Source organism: Sulfuricaulis sp. (assembly GCF_024653915.1).
In the GTDB taxonomy this organism is placed as follows: domain Bacteria; phylum Pseudomonadota; class Gammaproteobacteria; order Acidiferrobacterales; family Sulfurifustaceae; genus Sulfuricaulis.
Genome location: NZ_JANLGY010000013.1, coordinates 231,571 through 253,194, shown reverse-complemented (window position 1 = coordinate 253,194; position 21,624 = coordinate 231,571). Strand labels below are relative to the sequence as shown.

Genomic DNA, 21,624 nt, shown 5'->3' with positions numbered 1-21,624 from the left:
AGTGGAGAGTGGACCTGAAAGTCTTCCGGGTTAATGGCTTCCATCCCATGCCATGAAATTTTCCAGCAGGCGCAGTCCGGCATGCTGGCTTTTTTCCGGATGGAACTGGACCGCAAAAATATTCGCACGTGCCGCGGCCGAGGTAAACCGCAGCGCGTACGCCGTTTCGCCGGTAATATCGTGCGCGTCGGCCGAATCGGCGTAGTAGCTGTGCACGAAATAAAACCGCGTATCCTGCGAGATGCCTTTCCAAAGCGGGTGCGGGGACGTTTGATGCACCTGATTCCAGCCCATATGCGGGACCTTCAGCGGCAGGCCAGTGGCCTTGTCGGTCATTTTTTCCACCGGAAACCGTTTCACCGAACCCGCGAGCAGGCTCAGACACGGCGTCCCGCCGCCCTCTTCGCTGAAGTCATACAGGGCCTGGAGTCCGAGACAGATGCCGAGAAAGGGTTTGGAGTGCATCGCTTCCAATACTGATTCGCGCAGACCGCCGGTCTCAAGCGCCGTCATGCAACCGCCGATGGCGCCCTGGCCGGGAAACACCACGCGTGAAGCGGCGCGGATATCCGTGGCGCTGGCAGTGAGCCGGACGCGCGCCTTCGGCGCCACATGCTCGATTGCCTTGCACACCGAGCGCAGGTTCCCCATGCCGTAATCAATAACCGCAACCGTGTTCATATTAATTTGAACCGCCAAGACGCCAAGAGCGCCAAGAAAGCATATTTATCGGATCACAAAACATCTTGGCGTCCTTGGCGCCTTGGCGGTTAATAAATTATTACAAACTTCCTTTCGTCGAGGGCACAGAATCCGGGGCACGCGCGTCTACTTCGAGCGCCATGCGCAGCGCTCGTCCGAAGGCCTTGAAGATGGTTTCGGCATTGTGATGCGCGTTCTTGCCGCGCAGACAATCCACGTGCAAGGTGACCAGGGCGTGATTGCAGAAACCCTGGAAGAATTCGTGCACCAGATCGACGTCGAACTCGCCCACGCGCGAACGCGGAAAATCCACGTGATATTCCAATCCGGGACGTCCCGAGAAATCGACCACCACGCGCGAGAGCGCCTCATCGAGCGGCACATAGGCATGGCCGTAACGGCGGATGCCCTTCTTTTCGCCCACGGCCTTGGCAATCGCCTGACCCAGCGTGATGCCAATGTCCTCAACCGTGTGATGGGCATCGATATGCAGGTCACCCTTGGCTTCCAAGACGATATCGATCAGCCCGTGCCGCGCCACTTGCTCCAGCATGTGCTCGAGAAATGGCACGCCGGTGTTGAGGCGTGACGTGCCACTGCCGTCCAGGTTCACGGACAGGGTAATCTGGGTTTCCTTGGTCTTGCGCGTAATCTCCGCGCGGCGGCTGGACACGAAATCATCTCCGAAGCGTTTGTGATTTTTATGGTATCACACCAATATTACATAGACGAATTACAGAGACGTCTCAAGCGCCTTTAGGAAGGCGCCGTTCTCCTCCGGCGTACCGACCGTCACGCGCAGGCAATTCTTGAGGACCCCACCAGCGGAATTCATATTCTTGATCAACACACCTCGCCGGCGCAGCCCTTCAAATACCCTGTCCGCATCGCCCTTCTCCACCCGGAAGAGAAGGAAATTGGTCTGGCTCGGCCAAACCTGCACGCCTTTCAATGCGCTCAGTGCCTGGAAAAGTTTTTCCCGTTCCTTCCGTATCAGGTCCGCCTGCTCATCCAGCAGCGCGAGGTGCGTCAGGACGAATTCCGCGCTCGCCTGCGTCAGGGTGCCGATGTTGTAAGGCAATCTCACTTTGTTAAATTCCGCGAGCCAGGGCCGCGGACCCGCAAGCACGCCGAGTCGTAAACCGGCGAGGCCCTGCTTGGAAAGCGTGCGCATCACCAGAAGATTTTCATGTTTCCCCAATTCGTTCATGAAGGATTGGCCAGCAAAGGCATGATAAGCCTCGTCCAGCACCACCAGGCCCGGTGCCTGTTCAATCAGACTTACGATATCCTCGCGTGCGAACAGGTTCGCGGTTGGGTTATTGGGATAGGAAATAAAAATAACCGCCGGTTTTTGTGCTGCCATCGCCTTGGCCATGGCCGGCATGTCGAGCGAGAAATCAGGCATCAACGGTACGCCGGTGAACTTCATGCCGGCGAACGTGGCAATCATCTCGTACATGACAAAGGTCGGCGTCGGCGCCAACACCGCCGCGCCGGGCCTGGCGACGGCCATCAGAATAATCTGAATCAATTCATCCGAACCGTTACCCAGCACCAGCTCCATGCCATCCGGTATGGCAAGCGCCACGCGCAGCCGTTCGCGCAAACGAGGAGCATCGGGATCGGGGTAACGATTCAGCGCGACCTGTTGCAATGCTGAAAGCCATTCCCGTTTCACTGGCTCCGGAAAAGAATAGGGGTTTTCCATGGCGTCGAGCTTGATGAGGCCGGTGGCGTCGGGCACATGATAGGCCTTGAGCGCCCGAATTTCGGGACGGATCAAGGCTTCAATTTTTTTGTTGGAACTCATAAAACCGAATTCACAGGATTAACAGGATTTTTCAGGATTGACAGGATTAATTCGTAAAGTTTTTTGGTTTTAATCTTGTTAATCCTGTGAATCCTGTTTATTTTTTTATCCGGTATTCCGCCGAGCGTGCGTGCGCGGTCAGTCCCTCGCCACGCGAGAGCACGGAGGCAATGCGACCCAGACAGGAGGCTCCGTCCGCCGAGCAATGGATGAGACTCGTGCGTTTCTGGAAATCATAAACGCCCAGCGGCGAAGAAAACCGCGCGGTGCCAGAGGTCGGCAACACGTGATTCGGCCCGGCGCAGTAATCGCCGACCGCCTCCGCGGTATAACGGCCAAGAAAAATCGCGCCAGCGTGGTGCACACGCTTGGCGACTTCCGGCGCATTCTCCAATGACAGCTCCAAATGTTCCGGCGCCATGCGGTTCACCAGCGCCAGCGCTTCATCGAGACTCGCGGCGGTGATCAACGCGCCGCGGGCTTCGAGAGAGGTTTGAATAATGTCGCGCCGCTCCAAGCCGGGAAGCAGTTTTTCGATGGCCGCGCGCACTTTCCCGGTAAAAGCTTCATCGAGGCTGATGAGAACGGATTGTGCGTCCTCGTCGTGCTCCGCTTGCGAAAACAGGTCCATGGCGATCCACTCGGGGTCGGTTTGACCGTCGCACAGCACCACGATCTCGGAAGGACCGGCGATCATGTCGATGCCTACCGCGCCAAAGACGAGACGCTTGGCAGTGGTAACATAGACATTGCCCGGCCCCACGATTTTGTCCACCCTGGGAATGGACTGGGTACCATAGGCCAGCGCTGCCACCGCCTGCGCGCCGCCGATGGTGAACACCCGGTCCACACCGCCCAGATGCGCCGCACTGAGCACCAAGGGATTGACTTCACCTTCCGGTGCCGGCACAACCATGACAAGTTCATGGACCTCGGCCACCTTGGCCGGGATCGCGTTCATGAGTACCGACGAGGGATAGGCCGCCTTGCCACCGGGCACATACAGACCAACACGCTCGAGCGGCGTCACCTGCTGTCCAAGCAGGGTGCCATCGGGTTCGGTATAACTCCAGGATTCGGCGCGCTGGCGCTCGTGATAGGAACGAATGCGCTCGGCGGCATTGGCGAGTGCTTCGTACTGTTCCTTGGTCAGTGCGCGTGCCGCTTCGCGCAGGCGCTGACGCGGAATCTCCAGCTCAGCTATCGAAGACAGCACGCGACGGTCGAAGCGGCGGGTGTATTCGACAAGGGCGTCATCGCCGCGGGCACGTACGTCCGCAATGATCTCCTTGACCGTGGCCTCGATTTTCGGATCAGTCGCTGGCGTCCGGTCCAGCAGTCGCGCGAACTCGCGCTCGAAACCGGCGTCGCGCGTGCTGAGCTGGCGCAGATTAATTTTACTCATGGGGTTTTCAGGCGACCGCCTTCTCCAGCTGGTCCACAAGACTTTTGAGTGCCTGATGTTTCATTTTCATCGAAGCGCGGTTGGCCACGAGCCAGGCACTGATATCGGCAATGTGTTCGACCTCGGCAAGACCGTTGGCCTTGAGAGTATTACCGGTGTCCACCAAATCAACTATCCGGTCGGAAAGACCCACGAGTGGCGCGAGTTCCATCGAGCCATAGAGTTTGATGATGTCCGTCTGGATGCCCTTGGCGGCAAAGTGACGCTGCGTGGTCTTGACGTATTTGGTGGCAATGCGCAGCCGGGTCCAACTGTCCGGATCATCGCGCGAGGCCAGACTCTTGGGCTCGGCCACCATCATGCGGCAACGCGCGATCTTGAGGTCCAGCAGTTCGTACAGGCCATCACCCTCGTATTCCATGAGCACGTCCTTGCCGGCAATACCCAGATCAGCCGCGCCGAACTGGACATAGGTGGGCACGTCCGCGGCACGGATGATGGTGAGCTTTACCTCGGGCAGGTTGGTGTCGAGGATAAGCTTGCGGCTTTTGAGCGGGTTCTCGGCGGGACGGATGCCGGCACGCTCAAGTAGCGGTAGACCCTCTTCCAGGATCCGCCCCTTGGACAGGGCGATATTGAGTACGGTGGTCATGGTTCACGCCGATTGCTTGCGGGCCGCTCTGGCCGCGTGTTCTCCCGGCACGCGACGGATGCGCGCGCCCAGCTGAGCCAGTTTTTCTTCAATACATTCATAACCGCGATCGATGTGATAGATGCGGTCAACCACGGTCTCGCCATCCGCCACCAGTCCTGCAAGCGCAAGGCTCGCCGACGCACGCAGGTCGGTCGCCATCACCGGCGCACCCTTCAGGCGCGGCACACCGGTGACAATGGCCGTGTTGCCTTCCATCTCAATCTTCGCGCCCATGCGCTGCAATTCATAGACGTGCATGAAGCGGTTTTCGAAGATCGTTTCCGTGACCGTGCCGCTGCCTTCGGCCACTGCATTCAATGCGATGAACTGCGCCTGCATGTCCGTCGGGAACGCCGGATAGGGCGCTGTGCGTACGGAGACAGCCTTCGGGCGTTTGCCTTGCATGTCAAGGCTGATCCAGTTCGGTCCGGTTTCGATGACAGCGCCGGTCTCGCGCAGCTTGTCGAGCACGGCCTGCAACAGATCGGGGCGCGCATGGCGCAAACGCACGCTGCCGCCGGTCATGGCGCCCGCGACCAGATAGGTTCCGGTTTCGATGCGGTCGGGAATCACTTCATGCATCGCGCCGTGCAAACGCTGCACGCCTTCCACCGTGATTTCGTCGGTGCCCGCGCCCGTGATCCTCGCGCCCATGGAATTGAGGCACCTGGCGAGATCCGCTACTTCGGGTTCACGCGCGGCATTCTCGATAATTGTCGTGCCGTCCGCCAGGGTCGCCGCCATCATGATGTTTTCCGTCCCCGTGACGGAGACGAGGTCCATGAAGATACGCGCGCCCTTCAGACGTTTTGCCTTGGCACGAATATAACCGCCGTCGAGATTGATTTCCGCACCCATGGCCCGCAAACCCTTGATGTGCAGATTCACCGGACGCGAGCCGATGGCGCAACCGCCGGGCAGGGAGACTTCGGCCTCGCCGAAACGCGCGAGCAAGGGGCCCAGCACCAGGATCGACGCGCGCATGGTTTTCACCAGCTCATACGGCGCGCGTATGGAAGTATTCTGGCTCGAGTCAGCCTCGATCACCATCTTGTCCCCGACCACCAGACGCACGCCCATACGACCGAGCAGTTCCATGGTCGTGGTAATGTCCTGCAGATGCGGCACGTTGCCGATGCTCAGCGTCTCGTTTGTCAGCAGCGAGGCCACCAGCACCGGCAACGCGGCGTTTTTCGCGCCCGAGATTTTTATCTCGCCGCGCAGCGGGTTACCGCCCGTGACAATCAGTTTATCCATGCATGAAAATTCTCTTTGCCACAAAAAACAAAGCCGCCAGAAGGCGGCTTGGTTCGATCATCACGGTCGACGTTCAGCCCATCGCCTTGGCAATCAATTTCTGGAGCTCGCCCTTCTGGAACAGCTCGGTCATGATATCACAGCCTCCGACCAATTCGCCGTTGAGGTAGAGCTGGGGGAAAGTTGGCCAGTTCGAGTATTCCTTGAGGCCTTGGCGGATTTCGGGGTCCGACAGGATGTCATAGCTGGCGTATTTCGCTCCACAGGCGCCCAGCATTTGCGTGGCTTTGGCCGAGAAGCCGCATTGCGGGGACTGGGGGTTGCCCTTCATGTAGAGCACGATTTTATCGCCGCTAAGCTGCTGGCGGATTTTGTTTTCTGTGTTCATGTAAACCTCTTATCGCTTCAGTAAATAAATAGTGCCAACTGGTATCCGTGTCATTCGCCCGGCGTCTGGGTGCGCAAGGAAAGCGCGTGAATCTCATTGCCCATTTTGCCGCCCAGTGTGCGGTACACGATCTGATGCTGCTGCAACGTGCTTTTGCCGGCGAACTCGCTGGCGATCACCTCGGCTTCGAAATGATGGCCGTCACCGGTCACCGATACACGCGCGCCCGGCAAACCGCGTTCAATCATCTGCTTGATATCATCCGGCTGCATCATTATTAGCTCATTATCCGACCGCTTCCGGCCATTACAAGAGATATACCCTTAAGGGATAGAAAACTTCGCATTACACGCCGGCCATATTTCTCTGAGACCTTATTATAGACCGGCTGGCAAAAGCCTCATTCCCGATGAATGGGGATTTGGGCCCCTGCCAAGACGCCTTCAATCGCGCAGCTTATAACCGGTCTTGAGCAGCATGAGCGTGATGCCGGATAAGATCACCAGAAACAGCGTCACGATCGCGAGACTGTGGAGTGGTGCGATATCGGAGACCCCAAAGAATCCATAACGGAAACCGTCGATCATGTAAAAGAATGGATTAAAGTGCGACAACCTCTGCCAGAAATCCGGTAGTGAATGGATCGAGTAAAACACGCCGGAGAGGAACGATAGCGGCAGGATGATGAAATTCTGAAAACCGGCCAGCTGATCGAATTTCTCAGCCCAGATACCGGCGATCACGCCGATGGCGCCCAGCGTGGCGCTGCTCATAAACATGAAGAGCAGTATGAGACCCGGGTGTTTCATGGGCAGCGCCGTAAAAAACAGCGCCACGATGTACACCCCCACGCCCACCAGTATTCCACGCACCACAGAAGCCAACACATACGCGAGAAAAAATTCCAGATGCGACAGCGGTGTCAGCATCATGAACATGATGTTACCCGTGACCTTGGATTGGATGAGGCTCGAGGAACTGTTAGCGAAGGAATTCTGTATCACCGTCATCATCACCAGACCGGGGATCAGAAACATGGTGTAACTTACACCGGGAAAGGACTGCACCCGACCCTCGAACACATGCCCGAAAACCAGCAGGTACAATAAGGCCGTGATGACTGGCGCAATCAAGGTCTGCAACAGCACCTTGCCAAAGCGCAGTACTTCCTTGCAGAAAAGGGTATAGACCCCGACCAGGTTCACGCGTTATCCCTCCGCGTCAGCTCGACAAACACATCTTCCAGGTCGGCGCCCTCCATGTTGAGGTCGGTGATCACCGCGCCGTATGAGCGAAAGGCATCGAGCGCTGCCATGACAGAATCGGTACTTTTGTCGAGCTGCAACTCAATCATATTTCCATCCCGACGCCGCACTTTTTTCTCCAGCGCCTCGGGCAGGCTTCCCAGCGGCTGTTCGGTGGTGATGCAGACCCGTCGCGTGCGGCCGATGCCGCGCGCCAGCAGCGCCTGTTTGGTATCCAGCGCAGCCAGTCTGCCGTGATTGAGTATGGCAATCCGGTCGCACAGGGCCTCGGCCTCTTCCAGATAATGCGTGGTCAGAACGATGGTATGGCCTTCGCTGTGCAAGCGGCGGATAAAGGCCCACAAGGACTTGCGCAATTCCACGTCGACGCCCGCGGTGGGTTCATCCAGCACCACCACCTCGGGTCGGTGCACCAGCGCCTGTGCAATCATCACGCGCCGCTTCATGCCGCCCGAGAGGGCACGCATATTGGCATCGGCCTTTTCGGTCAGCATGAGCGCTGCCAACAGCTCGTCGATCCAGGCGTCGTTTTTGCGCAGGCCGAAATATCCCGACTGGATGCGCAGCACTTCGCGCACGTTGAAAAAGGGATCGTAAGTCAGCTCCTGCGGCACCACGCCAATGAGCCGGCGGGATTGCCGGTAGTCCGCCACCACGTCATGACCCAGCACAGCCACGCGGCCGGTATTAAAGCGGGTCAACCCTCCCAGGATATTAATCAGCGTGGATTTGCCGGCACCGTTCGGGCCGAGCAGGCCGAAAAATTCCCCCTGCTCAACCGTCAGGTCGATATTGTCGAGAGCATGGACTCCGGCGTAATGCTTGTTAAGACCTGAAATCGAGATGGCCAGCACGGAAAATAAAAGTCGGGGGCAGCGGGGTGTTACAACTCAGGATTCACATTTATTACCGGTTCTGCCCGTTTTCCAGGCCGAACATCTGTTGCAGGCCGTTCACGCGGATAAGTTCGCTCACCTGTTCGGGAACATTGGCGAAGGCGAGCTTGCGCCTCTCGTTACGCGCCATCTGCAGCCACTCGATCATCAGCGCCAGTCCAGCGCTGTCGGCCTGCGTGATGCCTCGCATGTCAATCGTCACCGGCTGCGCGCCACCAAGCAACAGGGTGCCGGCATGCGTCTGAAATTGCGGTACGGTCTGGAACGTCAAACTCCCGGACATCTCGAACGTCCCATCGCCGCGGGATGCCAAGCCATTCTCGCTCACCGGGTGACGCTCGCCTTGCCGCCGTTGGAAGCGGTCTTGCCGCTGGCGGCGGTCTTGTTGTCCTGCGTCAAACTCGTAATCAGGGCGCCCAGACCTTCCTTCTGGACACGCGCGGCGAAGGTGGACTGATACGTCGAGACCAGGCTGGCGCCTTCGATCGCCACATCGTACACCTTCCAGCCTTTGTCCGTGCGGTAGAAATTGTACTGGATAGCTACTGGCGGGCCGCCGTCCTTGCGGCGGACTTCTGATTTTACCGTGGCGGTGCGGTCTTCCGGACTCATCCGGAACGGCAGATAAATAATCTCCTCGTCGTTGTACTTGAGTAGCGCCGTACCATAAGTGCGCACCAGCAAGTTGCGAAACTCGTTGGTGAAATTCGTGCGCTGATCCTCATTCGCCTCGCGCCAATAACGCCCCAGCACCGTGCGTGACATGGCGCGGAAATCGAATTGCGCCAGCACATGCTCGTCCACCATGGCGTAAAGTTTCTTGTGGTCCTTGCTGTACTCATCCCTGTTGGCCTTGAGCAACACCACAATCTTGTCGGTCGCCTCACGCGCCAATCGATCAGGCGACGTGTCAGCGGCTAGCGCCAGAAACGCGATCGACAATACCAGCACAGCGATAACAGTTCGTTTCATAAGGGCTCCTTTTGTCGCGGCGCGTTACTTGGTTGCGCCACTCTCATTGGCCTTGTTGAAGATCACCTGGCCGACCAGTTTTTCGAGAACCAGGGCCGACTGTGTCGTACGAATCATGTCGCCGTCCTTCAGAAATACGTCGGAACCGCCGGGTTCGAGACCAATGTACTGATCGCCAAGAAGTCCAGACGTAAGAATGGTGGCGCTGCTATCCTCAGGCACAATCTTGAACTGCCCGCTGATATCCATCGTGACCGTGGCCTGATACTTATTATTGTCGAACGTGATGCCCGTGACCCGTCCGACACGCACCCCGGCCATGGTCACGGCCGCCTTCACCTTAAGACCGCCGACGTTGTCGAAGTTCGCTCTGACCCGATAGCCATCGACAACATCCGCGGTGGTGAGATTACCAACCTTGAAAGCCAGCATGGCCAGCGCCAGGATTCCCGCCGCCACGAACAATCCGACCCACAATTCCAGGCTTTTTCTGTTAACCATTTCAGATTTCTCCCAGTGTCAAGGCGGTAAGAATGAAATCCAGTCCCAGTACCGCGAGCGAAGAATATACCACCGTGCGATTGGTAGCGCTGCTGACACCTTCCGATGTCGGCACGGCATCATAACCTTCGAATACCGCGATCCATGACACCACCACACCAAAAACCACACTCTTGATGACGCCGTTCAGGATGTCATTACGGTAGTCAACGCCGTTTTGCATCTGCGACCAGAAGGCGCCGGCATCCACCCCCAGCAAACCTACGCCGACCAGATGCCCGCCCAGCACGCCAATCGCGGAAAACAGCGCCGCCAGCAGCGGCATCGCAATGACGCCGCCGAGAAAGCGCGGAGCGATCACGCGCGTGATCGGATTGACTGCCATCATTTCCATGCCGGCAAGTTGTTCGGTTGCCTTCATGAGGCCGATCTCCGCCGTCAGCGCCGAACCGGCGCGGCCGGCGAACAACAGCGCCGTCACCACCGGGCCCAGTTCGCGCACCAGCGACAGTGCCACCAGCAGACCCAGCGAGTTGGCGGAACCGAATTTCACCAGCGTGTTGTAGCCCTGCAGCCCCAGTACCATGCCGACGAACAGGCCCGAGACCAGGATGATCAGCAGCGTCAGCACGCCAAGGGCGTAGACCTGCTGCACGATCAGGTAAAACCGGCGCAGCAGCTCCCAGGAGCCGGTGAGAACTTCGTAGAGGAACATCGAGGCACGGCCGAGACGCTCGACGCTGTTGATCACGATGCCGCCAAGCGTGCGAATGGTGTTCATGCCGCGCCCTTCATCAGGTCTTCGAAATAATCATCGGCCGGATACTGGTATGGCACCGGACCATCGGGAAGCCCGTCCATGAACTGGCGCACATGTTCGGAACCCGATTTCTGTACCTCCGCGGGTGTTCCTTCGCCGATGATCCGGCCATCACCAACAAGATAGGCATAATCCGAGATCGAACAAGTCTCTGCCACATCATGCGAGACAACAATAGAAGTGATGCCGAGGCTTTGATTGAGTTCACGAATGAGTTTGGCGATCACGCCCTTGGAAATCGGGTCGAGGCCGGTGAACGGCTCGTCGTACATGATGATCAACGGTTCCAGCGCGATGGCGCGCGCCAGCGCCGCGCGCCGCGCCATGCCACCGGAGAGTTCCGATGGCATCAGATTCCACGCGCCGCGCAGGCCCACGGCCTCCAGCTTCATCAACACCACCTTGCGCAGGATCGACTCGGGTAGCTTGGTGTGTTCGCGAATGGGAAACGCCACGTTCTCGAACAGGGTAAGATCAGTCAACAGCGCGCCGGACTGAAACAGCATACCCATGCGCTTGCGCAGCTCGTAAAGGTCTTTGGTTCCGAGATCGGGGACCGACTGACCATCCACCGTAAGCGCTCCGCGGTCCGGCTTGATGCGACCTCCGACCAGGTTCAATAACGTGGTCTTGCCGCAACCGCTGCCGCCCATGATGGCGGTGACTTCGCCCCGGCGGATTGGCATGGTAATGCCCTTCAGGATCGGTCGGTCGCCGCGGGAAAAATAAACATCCTGTATGTCGACCAGGACTTCCCTGCCGTCTACCGCATTACGGGACTGACTCAATCCGCTTTCCTTTTTGCGATTCAGGGCCGTTTCCCCGGGTGAGGAAGCTGCATTCTATTCAATCTGGCTGAAAATTGTCAGCCAAGAATTAAGCATCGCTTCAAGCCGGTGGCTTGAAGCCGACCGACTCCCGATCGAAATAAAGATGCCCACCTACTTCCCCTCTCCCTCCGGGAGAGGGGAAAGGGTGAGGGGGATCACCCCTCATCCCCATCCCTTCTCCCTCAAGGGGAGAAGGGGGCGAGCCGTGGCGCGCTACGCGCGCATTCTCTTCGCTTTGGGTGAGGGCAAAACTAGAAATGAGGAGCGGTGTCTCGAAACTCATGTGATGAGTTCATTGATGCGCGCGGTTCTTGACGAGATCATCCACCACCGCCGGATCGGCGAGTGTGCTGGTGTCGCCGAGACTGTCAGTCTCGTTGGCAGCGATCTTGCGCAGGATACGGCGCATGATCTTGCCGGAGCGTGTCTTGGGCAGACCCGGCGCCCATTGAATCACGTCGGGCGTGGCGATCGGGCCGATCTCCTTGCGCACCTGCGCCACCAGTTCCTTGCGCAGTTCATCCGAGGCCTGCACGCCGACCTTGAGCGTGACGTAACAGTAGATGCCCTGCCCCTTGATGTCATGCGGGAATCCCACGACAGCGGCCTCGGCCACCGACTTGTGCAACACCAGCGCGCTTTCGACCTCGGCCGTACCGAGACGATGCCCGGAGACGTTCAGTACGTCATCGACACGCCCGGTGATCCAGTAACAACCGTCCTTGTCGCGGCGCGCGCCATCGCCGGTGAAGTACTTCCCCGGGTAGGTCTTGAAATAGGTGTCAACAAAACGCTGGTGGTCGCCATACACCGTGCGCATCTGGCCCGGCCAGGGACGGGTGATGACGAGGTTGCCGCTGCACTCGCCTTCAAGCACCTTGCCTTTGTCGTCCACAATCTCCGGCATTACCCCGAAAAACGGATACGTCGCCGAACCCGGTTTGAGCCGCGTCGCGCCCGGAAGTGGCGTGATAAGGATGCCGCCGGTCTCGGTCTGCCACCAGGTATCCACGATCGGCACGCGTGCATCACCCACCGTATGGTAATACCACTCCCAGGCTTCGGGATTGATCGGTTCTCCAACGGTGCCGAGCAGCCTGAGAGATTTGCGCGACGCCTTCTTTACCGGCGCTTCGCCTTCGCGCATCAAGGCGCGAATCGCTGTCGGGGCTGTGTAGAAAATATTCACCTTGTGCTTGTCAATGACTTCCCAGAAGCGTGAAGCGCTGGGGTAAGTCGGAATACCCTCGAACATGAGCGTCATCGCGCCGTTGCACAGGGGGCCGTACACTATATAAGTATGTCCGGTTACCCAGCCGACATCCGCCGTGCACCAGTAAACATCGCCGTCGTGATAATCGAAAACGTACTTGTGCGTCATCGCGGCATACACCAGATAGCCACCAGTGGTATGCAACACGCCCTTGGGTTTGCCGGTGGAGCCGGAGGTATAAAGGATAAATAGCGGGTCCTCGGCATCCATTTCCTCCGGTGGGCAGTCCGCGGAACTTTTCGCCATCTGCTCGTGGTACCACACGTCGCACTTGTCTTTCCATGCGATGTTGCCCCCGGTGTGTTTCACCACCACCACGGTGTGCACATTCGGACATTTTTCCAGCGCTTGGTCGGTATTTCCCTTGAGCGCGATTTTCTTCGCCCCGCGCACGCCTTCGTCGGCGGTGATCACCACGCGGCAGTCGGAATCGAGGATGCGGTCGCTGAGTGACTGCGGCGAGAATCCACCGAACACCACCGAGTGCACCGCGCCGATGCGGGTGCAGGCGAGCATGGCCACCGCCGCCTCCGGGATCATGGGCATGTAGATGCACACGCGGTCACCCTTCTTAACGCCGCGGCTCTTCAGGGCATTGGCGAACTTGCATACCTCGGCATGCAGCTCGCGATAGGTGATCTTCCTGTCATCCTTGGGGTCGTCGCCTTCCCAGAGGATGGCGATCTGGTTGCCGCGCTTGTCTAAATGACGGTCGAGGCAATTGTAGGAAACGTTGAGCTTGCCGCCCTCGAACCATTTTACGTGCAGGTTCTTGGCATCGAAGCTCCAGTCGCTGACCCGGGTCCAGGGCTTGGACCAGGTGACAAATTCCTTCGCCTGCTCGGCCCAGAAGCCGTCGGGATCCCTGACCGAACGCTCGTACATCTCCTGGTATTTCTTGCTGTCGATGTGCGCGCGTTTGGCGACATCGGCGGGGATTGCGTAAATCTTCTCACTCGACATTGTTCTCCTCCTGGGGGCTACGGCATGCTACGCGATTTTGCAGCATGTTCGGGTCTTACCTCAAGCCGATCGCCGGGGGCGGGGATTTTCCCGGTGCAAATCGCCCAGGGAACTGCCGATTCAATGCATCGTTGTCAGGCCGGCATTCATTTTGGCGCGGAAAATCCGTCTGCGGTATCCTGTTTCCATGCACTCCGGTCCGCTTTACACGCCATCCTGTTTCTTCAACAAACGAACAGTTCGATAAACATGGGCGAGATCGTTAAATTCAGGAAACCATCCTTGAGAGAGAAAGCCGAGGGCAAAACCTTGTGCAAGAGCGGCTTTCATCGGTGGAAAATCGTGACCGAAAAGAAATTCGACGTAAAACAGGGAAAGCTGGTCACGCTGCGGCGTTGCGAGCGGTGCGGGAAGGAAAAGACGGAATTGCGTTAGGGCCGCACCTTCATACGACGCAATACGCTGCGCTATTGCGCCCTACGGGGGCTATGCTGGCTTAATGCCAGCGCCGATGAGATACTAAACTTTAAGGTGTGGCGCCCCGTAACAGCACGATCAAGAGGCGTTGCTGCGAACCATCGATGCCTTCTTGTCGAAGGCGTAACGAGGACCCTACCGCATTTCAACGAGGCATTTATGACCACCCCCAAACAATCCGCCAAACAACTCATCGAGCAACTGCCGGAACAGGTGTCGTGGGATGACATCATGTATGAGCTGTACGTAAAACAGAAGATCGAGGAAGGACTCGCCGACATCGAAGCCGGTCGCACGATCCCGCACGAGCAGGTCAAAGCCGAGCTGTTGGGCAATGGCCATTGAGTGGTCGGCCCGCGCCCGTACCGACCTGAGGGAACTACGAACGTACATCGCGCAAGACTCCCCGCACTACGCGCGGCGATTTGTGGAGAAGATTTTCAAAGCCGTGGAGTCGCTCACCGAACATCCCCAGATCGGGCGCAAGGTTCCAGAAGCCGACCGTGAGGATATTCGAGAGTTGATCTTTCAGAACTACCGCATCATCTATCGGATCAAACTCGAACACGTTTATATTGTCACTGTCCTCCACGGCAGCCGGGATTTGGCGGGCCAGGCGGTAAAGCCGTGGGAGGTGGTGTAGCAGTCCATGTAGGGCGCAATAGCGCAGCGTATTGCGCCGCATGTCAATTGCGACGCCGCAGCAAAGTGAGCGTGAAGAAGCAGGTTCCGCCCGGATGCCGGGCGCGTCGGTAATCGGGCATGGGACGATGATTTCATTCCCGTGCATACGGCGCAATACGCTGCGCTATTGCGCCCTACCGGCTTACACACTGCGCACTCAGGCGAACGTGCGGAGCGCCCGCGTCGCATTTTCAATCCGGCGGTGTGCCGTGCGCGCGCGAATCACTTGGGCATGATCAGGTTGAACACTTTATCCGCCCGCTGAGGATCGTAACGCCGAAGTTCCCGTGCCGCCTCCAACGCCGCCCCCCGGTTGCCTGATAATAAATAAGTGACTGCGAGATTGTTCCAAGCATCAGCGTAATCCGGCTTGATGCGCAGGGCTTCACGATAAGCCTTGGTGGCGTCGGTGTGGCGGTTGGTCTTTCCGTATATGACCCCGAGGTTGTACCAAGTATCGGCGTCATCCGGCTTGATGCGCAGGGCTTCACGATAAGCCTCGATGGCGTCAGTGTAGCGGTTGAGGTCTCCATAAGTGGTCCCGAGGTTGTTCCAAGCACCAGCAGCATCCGGCTTGATGCGCAGGGCTTCACGGTAAGCCTCGATGGCCTCGGGGTATCGCTTAAGTTTTATGTAAGCACCCCCGAGGTTGTTCCAGGCGTCGGCGTCATCCGGCTTGATACGCAGGGCCTCACGATAAGCCTCGATGGCGTCGTTGTAGCGGTTGAGATCATCGTAAGCGTTCCCGAGGTTGTACCAGGCATTGGCATTATCAGGCTTGATGCGCAGGGCCTTACGGAAGGCCTCGATGGCATCGTTGGTGCGGTTGAGCATTCCGTAGGTGGTTCCGAGGTTGTACCAGGCTTTGGCATAATTCGGCTCGATACGCACACTCTCACGGAAGGCCTCGATGGCGTCGGGATGGCGGTTGAGTTTTTCATAAGCGTTCCCGAGGTTGTACCAGGCTTTGGCATAATTCGGCTTGATACGCAGGGCCTTACGGTAGGCCTCGATGGCGTCGGTGTGTCGCTTGAGATCATCGTAAGCAACCCCGAGGTTGTACCAGGCATTGGCATAATCAGGCTTGATGCGGAGAACCGCGCGGTAGGCATCAATGGCGTCGGTGTAACGGTTAAGGTTTCCGTAAGCAACCCCGAGGCCAAACCAAGCCGAGGCGCTGCCAGAATCGGCGCGTGTCCACTGTTGGCACCAGTCCACCATCCCTCGCCAATCTTTTTTCTTCTCCAGAGCCGTTGCCCGAGCCAGCCAGTCGACTTGGCTTCTTCCTTGGGCAACTTGTTGCTTCTTGCCCGGCTGAATATTGGCCAACCATTCCACCGGCAGAGCGAAATTGAGACTTTGCCCGTCCTCAAGATAAAAAGTTGTGATGCCAACCAATCGACCTTCCGCGTCGAACAAACCGCCACCGCTAGAACCGGGGGAGATGGCGGCGGTGGTTTGGATGATAGGCGGGGCGGCACCGCGCAGTTGCGAGACAATACCATCGGAAAGAGAAAGTTCGAGCCCCTGTGGCGAACCCACGGCATACACCGCTTCGCCCACCTTGAGGGTGGCGGCTTTGCCCAACTGCACCGGCTTGGTTGAAAGACCATTGACTTCGAGCAGGCACAGATCCTTGTCCGCATCCGCTGCATATAACGTGGCAGTAACGAACTGCTTACCGCTCCCCACCTGAAAACGTTCTCCGCTTTTCACTACATGACAGTTGGTGGCGACCTTGCCGTTCGGCAGCATCACGCCACTGCCCCGGCCCTTGGGTTTTCCTTCGGCATCGAGAACCTTTACCACCAGAACCGTGTCCTTCACCTTTTCGAACACCTGGCTCGGGGTGAGAGCGAAAGCAGGCATGGCGAAGCCTTGCAGCAAGAGCGCAAGGCTGGGCATCAAACAATAGGCTGACGGGCGTTGCATGAGCAGACTCCGGTGCAGTTATCAGGGCTATCTTAGGGTATCGGCTTATTTTTGGGGAAATTATTCCTTTGGTCTCTTGTGAGTTCCTTCATACGGCGGAATACGCTGCGCTATTCCGACCTACGTGGGCTAACGTGTTGTTGTGCCGTGCCGCCACCGAGGCCACAGGAAACGGCGCGCTGTCCCCAGCGTCGGCACAAACAACGTGTTAGAACGCGGTCTAATGGGTTGACGATGGGTCTGAAGGAGCATCTGCATTCAAGTGGTCCCAAACCCGGTCAGCGTTACGCTTCAAGATTTCGTTCGACAACCCATATTTTTTCAGCAGTGTATCGAGCAGCTTATTTACCAGAACGTCTCGACGTTTTACCTCTTTCTTGAGTTTGGCGAGTTCTTCCTCTACCTCAAGGCGTCCTTTCGGATCGGCCAGCCGCATCGCGTTCTTTGTAAGAAAACCATGAACAATTTCGTTTCGGTTCTTCAACCCCACACGCAGATAGTCATCAACATCTTTGGGTACTTCGATCTGTTCACGCAACAATTTCAGAAGGTTCCCGAGTGTCTTCTCGGAATGGAAGTCCCAAGAGGCCTGAAACGCGCCTTCTTCACCACGCGCGGCTTCATGAGCCATAGTCGCGAGCAGAAGACAAAGGCTCGATTCCAGACACTGGCAGATGTAGACGGCTTTCCCCATCTCCAGAAAGACCGGGGTCAATTCGTCAGCAACCTTGTCGTTGGGGACTGTCATGGGCCAAATGTCGTGTTCTAACACCGTGTTGAGTCGCGCGGCGGCCACCGACCTTACAGGAAACAGTGCGCCGTCTCATCGTGTCCGTCTCGAACGCAAAGTTATACCTCATATTCCAGCCCCACCACGTTCTTATAGAACCACTCTTCAAACTCCTGCATGAGTGGTGTTGGTTCTAGCCCAAGCCGCGCGTGGTTATCACAAGCTCGCACGATCATCCAAAGGGCTTCATCTTCGATATCAGCAGTAACCGTTGCCTCCGATGCGTTTTTTATATGTTTAGCAGCATTTCGAACTCTATTCTTCTTTTCAGTGAATTCGCTCCAACTATATGGTTTCTTCCGAAACAGATCTTCAACAGGTTTTATGAGCGAACATTCATGCTGCAATGTTGTCTTCTCGCCACGTTGGATCAGAGTTTCTCCAAGAATCTCTTCGGCCGCACCGGCTAGGGTTAGCGCCGACACAAAGCTACCGCGCTTAAGGAACATTTCGAGCGCCACTTCTAGCTGTTCCTTCGCCAAATCAACACGCTGGTAGGTTTGTTCAGGCACGCTCTTTCCTCAATTCGTTGGGGTTCATTTCATTCACCCCAACCTACCATGCTGCGAACAGTCAGGCCAGACGGGCACCCAGCGCGCGGACCTGCTCCAGCCATTGCTTGCGCTTTGCCTCGCTGGAGTTTTTCATCGGCCCCACTTCCGTGATGCGCACCGGCTTGATGCCGCAGAACTGAAGGATGGTCTTCTTCATGGTGTTATGCCCGGGGCGACCGAAATACCAACGGTAAATCCACGATGGCGTGTTGAGTGTGACGATCAGGCGCGCGCTGCGGCCAGTGAGCAGCTTGTCCCACAGCGGGGAATTCTCGCGGAAGTTCACGGCAAAGCCCGGAAGAAAAACCCGCTCGATGAATCCCTTCAGCAGTGCCGGGATGGTGCCCCACCAGATCGGATAAACGAACACAAGATGATCGGCCCACTTGATCGCTGCCTGCGCGTTCGCCAGATCGGGCTCAAGCTCGGCCAGATGCGCGAGGCTGGTGGTCGCCAGTGGATCGAACTTGAGATCGCCGAGATACAATTCTTTCACTTCCGCTCCCGCGGCGCGCGCGCCTTCGGAATATGCCTGCATCAGCGCGCCCCCGTAGCTGTGCCGCTGCGGCTGACCGAGGATCACCAGAATCTTTTTCGGCATGACCTTTCCCGCCCCTTCCTGACTGCTACAAAGCGCTCACTTTACCGAGACGGAGATAAAGCGGCCAGCGTATGGCATGTCGCGTCTCCGGATCGCCCCAGGCTTTCGCCAATAGCCGGTGGACGATGTTCAGCGGGTCTTGCTCGTTTTCCTCCTGGAATTGTTGCGTAGCCGACCAAGTGTGAAGATAACCCATGAATTCGTGCATATCCCATTCTGCTTTCATGTTGAACTCGGGCACCGGCAGCTCGGCGAACGGGAATGAAAGGGTTTCGTATTTTTCGTCGATGTAATGGCGCTCGCGCGGCCAGTAAGGTCCGACGATATTCGTATAATAATGTTGCACGACCTTGTCGATCTCGGGATTGATCCGGCTCAAACCATAACACCACACGGCCAGCATGCCGTCGGGCCTCAATACGCGCCGCGCTTCCCGATAGAACCGTTCCATGTCGAACCAGTGCACTGCCTGCGCCACCGTGATCAGGCCCACGGTATGCGAAGGAATCTCGGTCTGTTCCGCCGGAACCACCGCGTAACTGATTTTTTCATGGCGCGCGGCGTTCCGGATCTGTTCCGCGCTCGGATCGGTGGCGATCACGCGATCAAAATGCTCCGCCAGTCCCAACGCCGCCTGCCCGCTGCCGGTGCCGCAGTCCCAGGCCACTTCGCGCTGTTTCACCTTCTCGGCAAGAAATTCATAAAGCGCGGCCGGATAGTCCGGGCGATGCCGGGCGTAATCACTGGCGTGCTGCGAAAAATGGTCTTTGAATTCCATATATATAGTCATGGTGGGAGAAACCGTATTATCCCTCCAATAATATCTTTTCCGCCTGTTCCAGCGCATCGGGCGCACCGTACAGCACCAGCACATCACCGGCGGCAAGCTTGGTTTCGGGCGAGGGCTCGGGACCACGGATGCCGCCGCGGCGCACCGCATTCACGTTGACCCCGGCCTCCTCCAGATGCAGTTCGGAGATCAGCCTGCCCACAGCGTAGGCCCCGGCCGGGAGCGAGATGGAATGCAACCGCTCCTGGTAGGCGCTCGGATCCCGGCCTTCGTCCACATCTTCCCCGTGGAAGAATCCGCGCAACATGCGGTAGCGGTCGGTGCGCACGTCGCGCACGTGCCGCACGATGCGCGACACCGGCACGCCCATGAGCAGCAGCAGGTGCGAACCCATCATGAGGCTACCTTCCAGGCTCTCGGGCACCACCTCGGTCGCGCCCGCGGCTTTAAGCCGCTCGAGATCGACATCGTCCATAGTGCGCACGATCACCGGCATGTCCGGGCGCACGTGGCGCGTGACCTCGAGAATCTTCAGCGCCGCGGGCGTATTGTAGAAGCTGATCGCCAGCGCCGTGGCGCGGTGCAGCCCGGCGGCCTCGAGCACGTCGCGGCGCGCCACGTCGCCGTACACCACCGACTTGCCGGCGTCACGCGCATCGCGCACGCGCACCGGGTCGAGATCGAGCGCGAGGTTCGGGATGCCCTCCTGCTCCAGCATCCACGCCAGGTTCTGACCGCTGCGGCCGTAGCCGCAGATGATCACGTGCTTGTTCGCGACGACCGCCTCGGCGCGGATCGCGTCCAGATTGCCCTCGCGTGCGTGGGTGTAACCCGGCACCCAGCGCTTGGCGAGATAGCCGTTGTAGCGCACGATCAGCGGCGCCGCCATCATGCTGAGGATCACCGAGGCCAAAACGATCTGCGACACCGCTTCGCTGAAGAGATCGAACTGGCTGGCCGAGAGCAGCAGTGCGAAGGCGAACTCGCCCACCTGCGACATGACGAGCCCGGTGCGCAGCGCCACGCCGGTTTCCATGGCAAACAGCTTGCCAAGCCCGAGGATAAGCAGCGTCTTGAAGACTACGATCACGACGACGCACAGCAGCACCCCGGGCCACAGCTCGCGCATGGCGCCGAGGTTCAGCATCATGCCGATGGTGATGAAAAAAAGTCCGAGAAGGATGTCGCGAAACGGCAGAATATCGCCTTCGACCTGATGCCGGTATTCCGTCTCGCCCATCATCATGCCGGCCAGAAAAGCCCCGAGCGCCAGTGACAGACCGGCCATCTCGGTGATCCACGCCGCGGTCAGTGTCAACAACAGGACGGCCAACATGAAATACTCGCGCAACTTCGCGGAGGCGACTTCATGGAAAAACGGCCGCAACAACCAGCGGCCGGCGATAAATATCCCGACCAGTACGAGTACACTTTTCAGCAACGCCCAGCCGAGCGACACCCATACTGATTGATCCATATTGCCGCCCAGCGCCGGAATAAAAATGAGGAACGGCACCACGATCAGGTCCTGGAACAGCAGCATGCTGATGGCATGGTGGCCGTGACGCGAGTTCTGCTCGAGCTGCTCGGTGAGCAACTTCATGACAATCGCCGTCGATGACATCGCCAGCATGCCGCCGATGACGATGGCGCCTCCGGGCGAAACACCAAACAGCCAGGCAACAAATCCAAACACCAGGGAGCTGATCAGAACCTGTGCGCCACCGAGGCCGAACACCATGGCCTTCATGGCGACGAGCCTGGGCAGTGAAAATTCCAGTCCGACGGTGAACATGAGGAACACGAGACCGAACTCGGCGAGAGTGCGCGTGCCCTCCAGATCGGGAATCCAGCCCATGCCGTAGGGGCCCACGACAATGCCGGCGCAGAGGTACGCCAGAATCTGCGGCAGACGCATATAACGGAAAAGCGCGACCAGCACCACCGCCACGCCGAGCAGGATCAGGATACTGTGAAAACCAATGGGCTCCATGGGATATTCACGGTTGTTTCGATA

General features: G+C 58.1%; 25 protein-coding genes. 3 read left to right on the top strand and 22 right to left on the bottom strand.

Annotated features, from left to right (window positions below; translation table 11 throughout):
• Positions 1–30 precede the first annotated feature (30 nt).
• The 16 genes from hisH to acs form a co-directional block, all read right to left on the bottom strand.
• The gene (gene hisH / locus NUV55_RS07745; RefSeq protein WP_296671783.1) at positions 31–681 is read right to left on the bottom strand and encodes an imidazole glycerol phosphate synthase subunit HisH; all 651 of its coding nucleotides are present in this window, start codon (positions 679–681) and stop codon (positions 31–33) included.
• Positions 682–781: 100 nt separating this feature from the next.
• The gene (gene hisB / locus NUV55_RS07740) at positions 782–1,375 is read right to left on the bottom strand and encodes an imidazoleglycerol-phosphate dehydratase HisB (protein ID WP_296671781.1); all 594 of its coding nucleotides are present in this window, start codon (positions 1,373–1,375) and stop codon (positions 782–784) included.
• A 60-nt stretch (positions 1,376–1,435) separates the two neighbouring features.
• The gene (hisC, locus tag NUV55_RS07735) at positions 1,436–2,515 is read right to left on the bottom strand and encodes a histidinol-phosphate transaminase (protein WP_296671779.1); all 1,080 of its coding nucleotides are present in this window, start codon (positions 2,513–2,515) and stop codon (positions 1,436–1,438) included.
• 97 nt (positions 2,516–2,612) lie between these two features.
• The gene (gene hisD, locus NUV55_RS07730; protein ID WP_367280374.1) at positions 2,613–3,920 is read right to left on the bottom strand and encodes a histidinol dehydrogenase; all 1,308 of its coding nucleotides are present in this window, start codon (positions 3,918–3,920) and stop codon (positions 2,613–2,615) included.
• Positions 3,921–3,927: 7 nt separating this feature from the next.
• Positions 3,928–4,572, bottom strand: coding sequence for an ATP phosphoribosyltransferase (hisG, locus tag NUV55_RS07725; protein ID WP_296671778.1), 645 nt, complete (start codon positions 4,570–4,572; stop codon positions 3,928–3,930).
• 3 nt (positions 4,573–4,575) lie between these two features.
• Positions 4,576–5,871: a UDP-N-acetylglucosamine 1-carboxyvinyltransferase gene (gene murA, locus NUV55_RS07720; RefSeq protein WP_296671776.1), complete on the bottom strand. Its 1,296-nt coding sequence runs from the start codon at positions 5,869–5,871 to the stop codon at positions 4,576–4,578.
• 73 nt (positions 5,872–5,944) lie between these two features.
• Positions 5,945–6,259, bottom strand: a complete 315-nt coding sequence (gene grxD, locus NUV55_RS07715; RefSeq protein ID WP_296671774.1) for a Grx4 family monothiol glutaredoxin — start codon at positions 6,257–6,259, stop codon at positions 5,945–5,947.
• Positions 6,260–6,309: 50 nt separating this feature from the next.
• Positions 6,310–6,531 carry a BolA family protein gene (locus NUV55_RS07710; RefSeq protein WP_367280383.1) on the bottom strand — a complete coding sequence of 74 codons (222 nt, stop codon included), beginning with the start codon at positions 6,529–6,531 and terminating at the stop codon, positions 6,310–6,312.
• 171 nt (positions 6,532–6,702) lie between these two features.
• On the bottom strand, positions 6,703–7,458 hold the full coding sequence (locus NUV55_RS07705; RefSeq protein ID WP_367280382.1) for an ABC transporter permease: 756 nt from the start codon (positions 7,456–7,458) through the stop codon (positions 6,703–6,705).
• A 2-nt stretch (positions 7,459–7,460) separates the two neighbouring features.
• Complete coding sequence (locus NUV55_RS07700) at positions 7,461–8,378, bottom strand: ABC transporter ATP-binding protein (protein WP_296671769.1); 918 nt, start codon at positions 8,376–8,378, stop codon at positions 7,461–7,463.
• A 52-nt stretch (positions 8,379–8,430) separates the two neighbouring features.
• Positions 8,431–8,733: a lipid asymmetry maintenance protein MlaB gene (locus NUV55_RS07695; RefSeq protein ID WP_296671767.1), complete on the bottom strand. Its 303-nt coding sequence runs from the start codon at positions 8,731–8,733 to the stop codon at positions 8,431–8,433.
• Between the two features lie 11 nt (positions 8,734–8,744).
• Positions 8,745–9,392, bottom strand: coding sequence for a phospholipid-binding protein MlaC (locus NUV55_RS07690; RefSeq protein ID WP_296671766.1), 648 nt, complete (start codon positions 9,390–9,392; stop codon positions 8,745–8,747).
• 24 nt (positions 9,393–9,416) lie between these two features.
• Positions 9,417–9,893, bottom strand: a complete 477-nt coding sequence (mlaD, locus tag NUV55_RS07685; protein ID WP_296671764.1) for an outer membrane lipid asymmetry maintenance protein MlaD — start codon at positions 9,891–9,893, stop codon at positions 9,417–9,419.
• A gap of 1 nt (position 9,894) precedes the next feature.
• The gene (gene mlaE / locus NUV55_RS07680; RefSeq protein ID WP_296671763.1) at positions 9,895–10,674 is read right to left on the bottom strand and encodes a lipid asymmetry maintenance ABC transporter permease subunit MlaE; all 780 of its coding nucleotides are present in this window, start codon (positions 10,672–10,674) and stop codon (positions 9,895–9,897) included.
• Entirely contained in the window at positions 10,671–11,501 is an 831-nt protein-coding gene (locus NUV55_RS07675; RefSeq protein WP_296671761.1) for an ATP-binding cassette domain-containing protein, read from the bottom strand. The genes mlaE and NUV55_RS07675 overlap by 4 nt, the downstream gene beginning before the upstream one ends.
• 334 nt (positions 11,502–11,835) lie before the next feature.
• Positions 11,836–13,779, bottom strand: a complete 1,944-nt coding sequence (acs, locus tag NUV55_RS07670) for an acetate--CoA ligase (RefSeq protein WP_296671760.1) — start codon at positions 13,777–13,779, stop codon at positions 11,836–11,838.
• 249 nt (positions 13,780–14,028) lie between these two features.
• Between acs and NUV55_RS07665 the strand changes: the two genes are divergently transcribed.
• The 3 genes from NUV55_RS07665 (at position 14,029) to NUV55_RS07655 (ending at position 14,899) form a co-directional block, all read left to right on the top strand.
• On the top strand, positions 14,029–14,214 hold the full coding sequence (locus tag NUV55_RS07665; RefSeq protein WP_367280373.1) for a hypothetical protein: 186 nt from the start codon (positions 14,029–14,031) through the stop codon (positions 14,212–14,214).
• Positions 14,215–14,415: 201 nt separating this feature from the next.
• Positions 14,416–14,601, top strand: coding sequence for a hypothetical protein (locus NUV55_RS07660; RefSeq protein WP_296671756.1), 186 nt, complete (start codon positions 14,416–14,418; stop codon positions 14,599–14,601).
• Complete coding sequence (locus NUV55_RS07655; protein ID WP_296671755.1) at positions 14,591–14,899, top strand: type II toxin-antitoxin system RelE/ParE family toxin; 309 nt, start codon at positions 14,591–14,593, stop codon at positions 14,897–14,899. Before NUV55_RS07660 ends, NUV55_RS07655 begins: the two co-directional genes overlap by 11 nt.
• A gap of 263 nt (positions 14,900–15,162) precedes the next feature.
• Here the strand turns inward: NUV55_RS07655 and NUV55_RS07650 are convergent, their stop codons facing one another.
• The 6 genes from NUV55_RS07650 to NUV55_RS07625 all read right to left on the bottom strand — a co-directional run bounded on the left by NUV55_RS07650 (position 15,163) and on the right by NUV55_RS07625 (position 21,600).
• Positions 15,163–16,872: a tetratricopeptide repeat protein gene (locus tag NUV55_RS07650; RefSeq protein WP_296671753.1), complete on the bottom strand. Its 1,710-nt coding sequence runs from the start codon at positions 16,870–16,872 to the stop codon at positions 15,163–15,165.
• 220 nt (positions 16,873–17,092) lie between these two features.
• On the bottom strand, positions 17,093–17,668 hold the full coding sequence (locus tag NUV55_RS07645; RefSeq protein WP_296671752.1) for a hypothetical protein: 576 nt from the start codon (positions 17,666–17,668) through the stop codon (positions 17,093–17,095).
• A gap of 53 nt (positions 17,669–17,721) precedes the next feature.
• On the bottom strand, positions 17,722–18,174 hold the full coding sequence (locus tag NUV55_RS07640; protein ID WP_296671750.1) for a hypothetical protein: 453 nt from the start codon (positions 18,172–18,174) through the stop codon (positions 17,722–17,724).
• 61 nt (positions 18,175–18,235) lie between these two features.
• Entirely contained in the window at positions 18,236–18,817 is a 582-nt protein-coding gene (locus tag NUV55_RS07635; RefSeq protein ID WP_296671748.1) for an NAD(P)H-dependent oxidoreductase, read from the bottom strand.
• A gap of 25 nt (positions 18,818–18,842) precedes the next feature.
• On the bottom strand, positions 18,843–19,607 hold the full coding sequence (locus tag NUV55_RS07630) for a class I SAM-dependent methyltransferase (protein ID WP_296671746.1): 765 nt from the start codon (positions 19,605–19,607) through the stop codon (positions 18,843–18,845).
• 16 nt (positions 19,608–19,623) lie between these two features.
• On the bottom strand, positions 19,624–21,600 hold the full coding sequence (locus NUV55_RS07625) for a monovalent cation:proton antiporter-2 (CPA2) family protein (RefSeq protein WP_296671745.1): 1,977 nt from the start codon (positions 21,598–21,600) through the stop codon (positions 19,624–19,626).
• Positions 21,601–21,624: the final 24 nt, after the last annotated feature.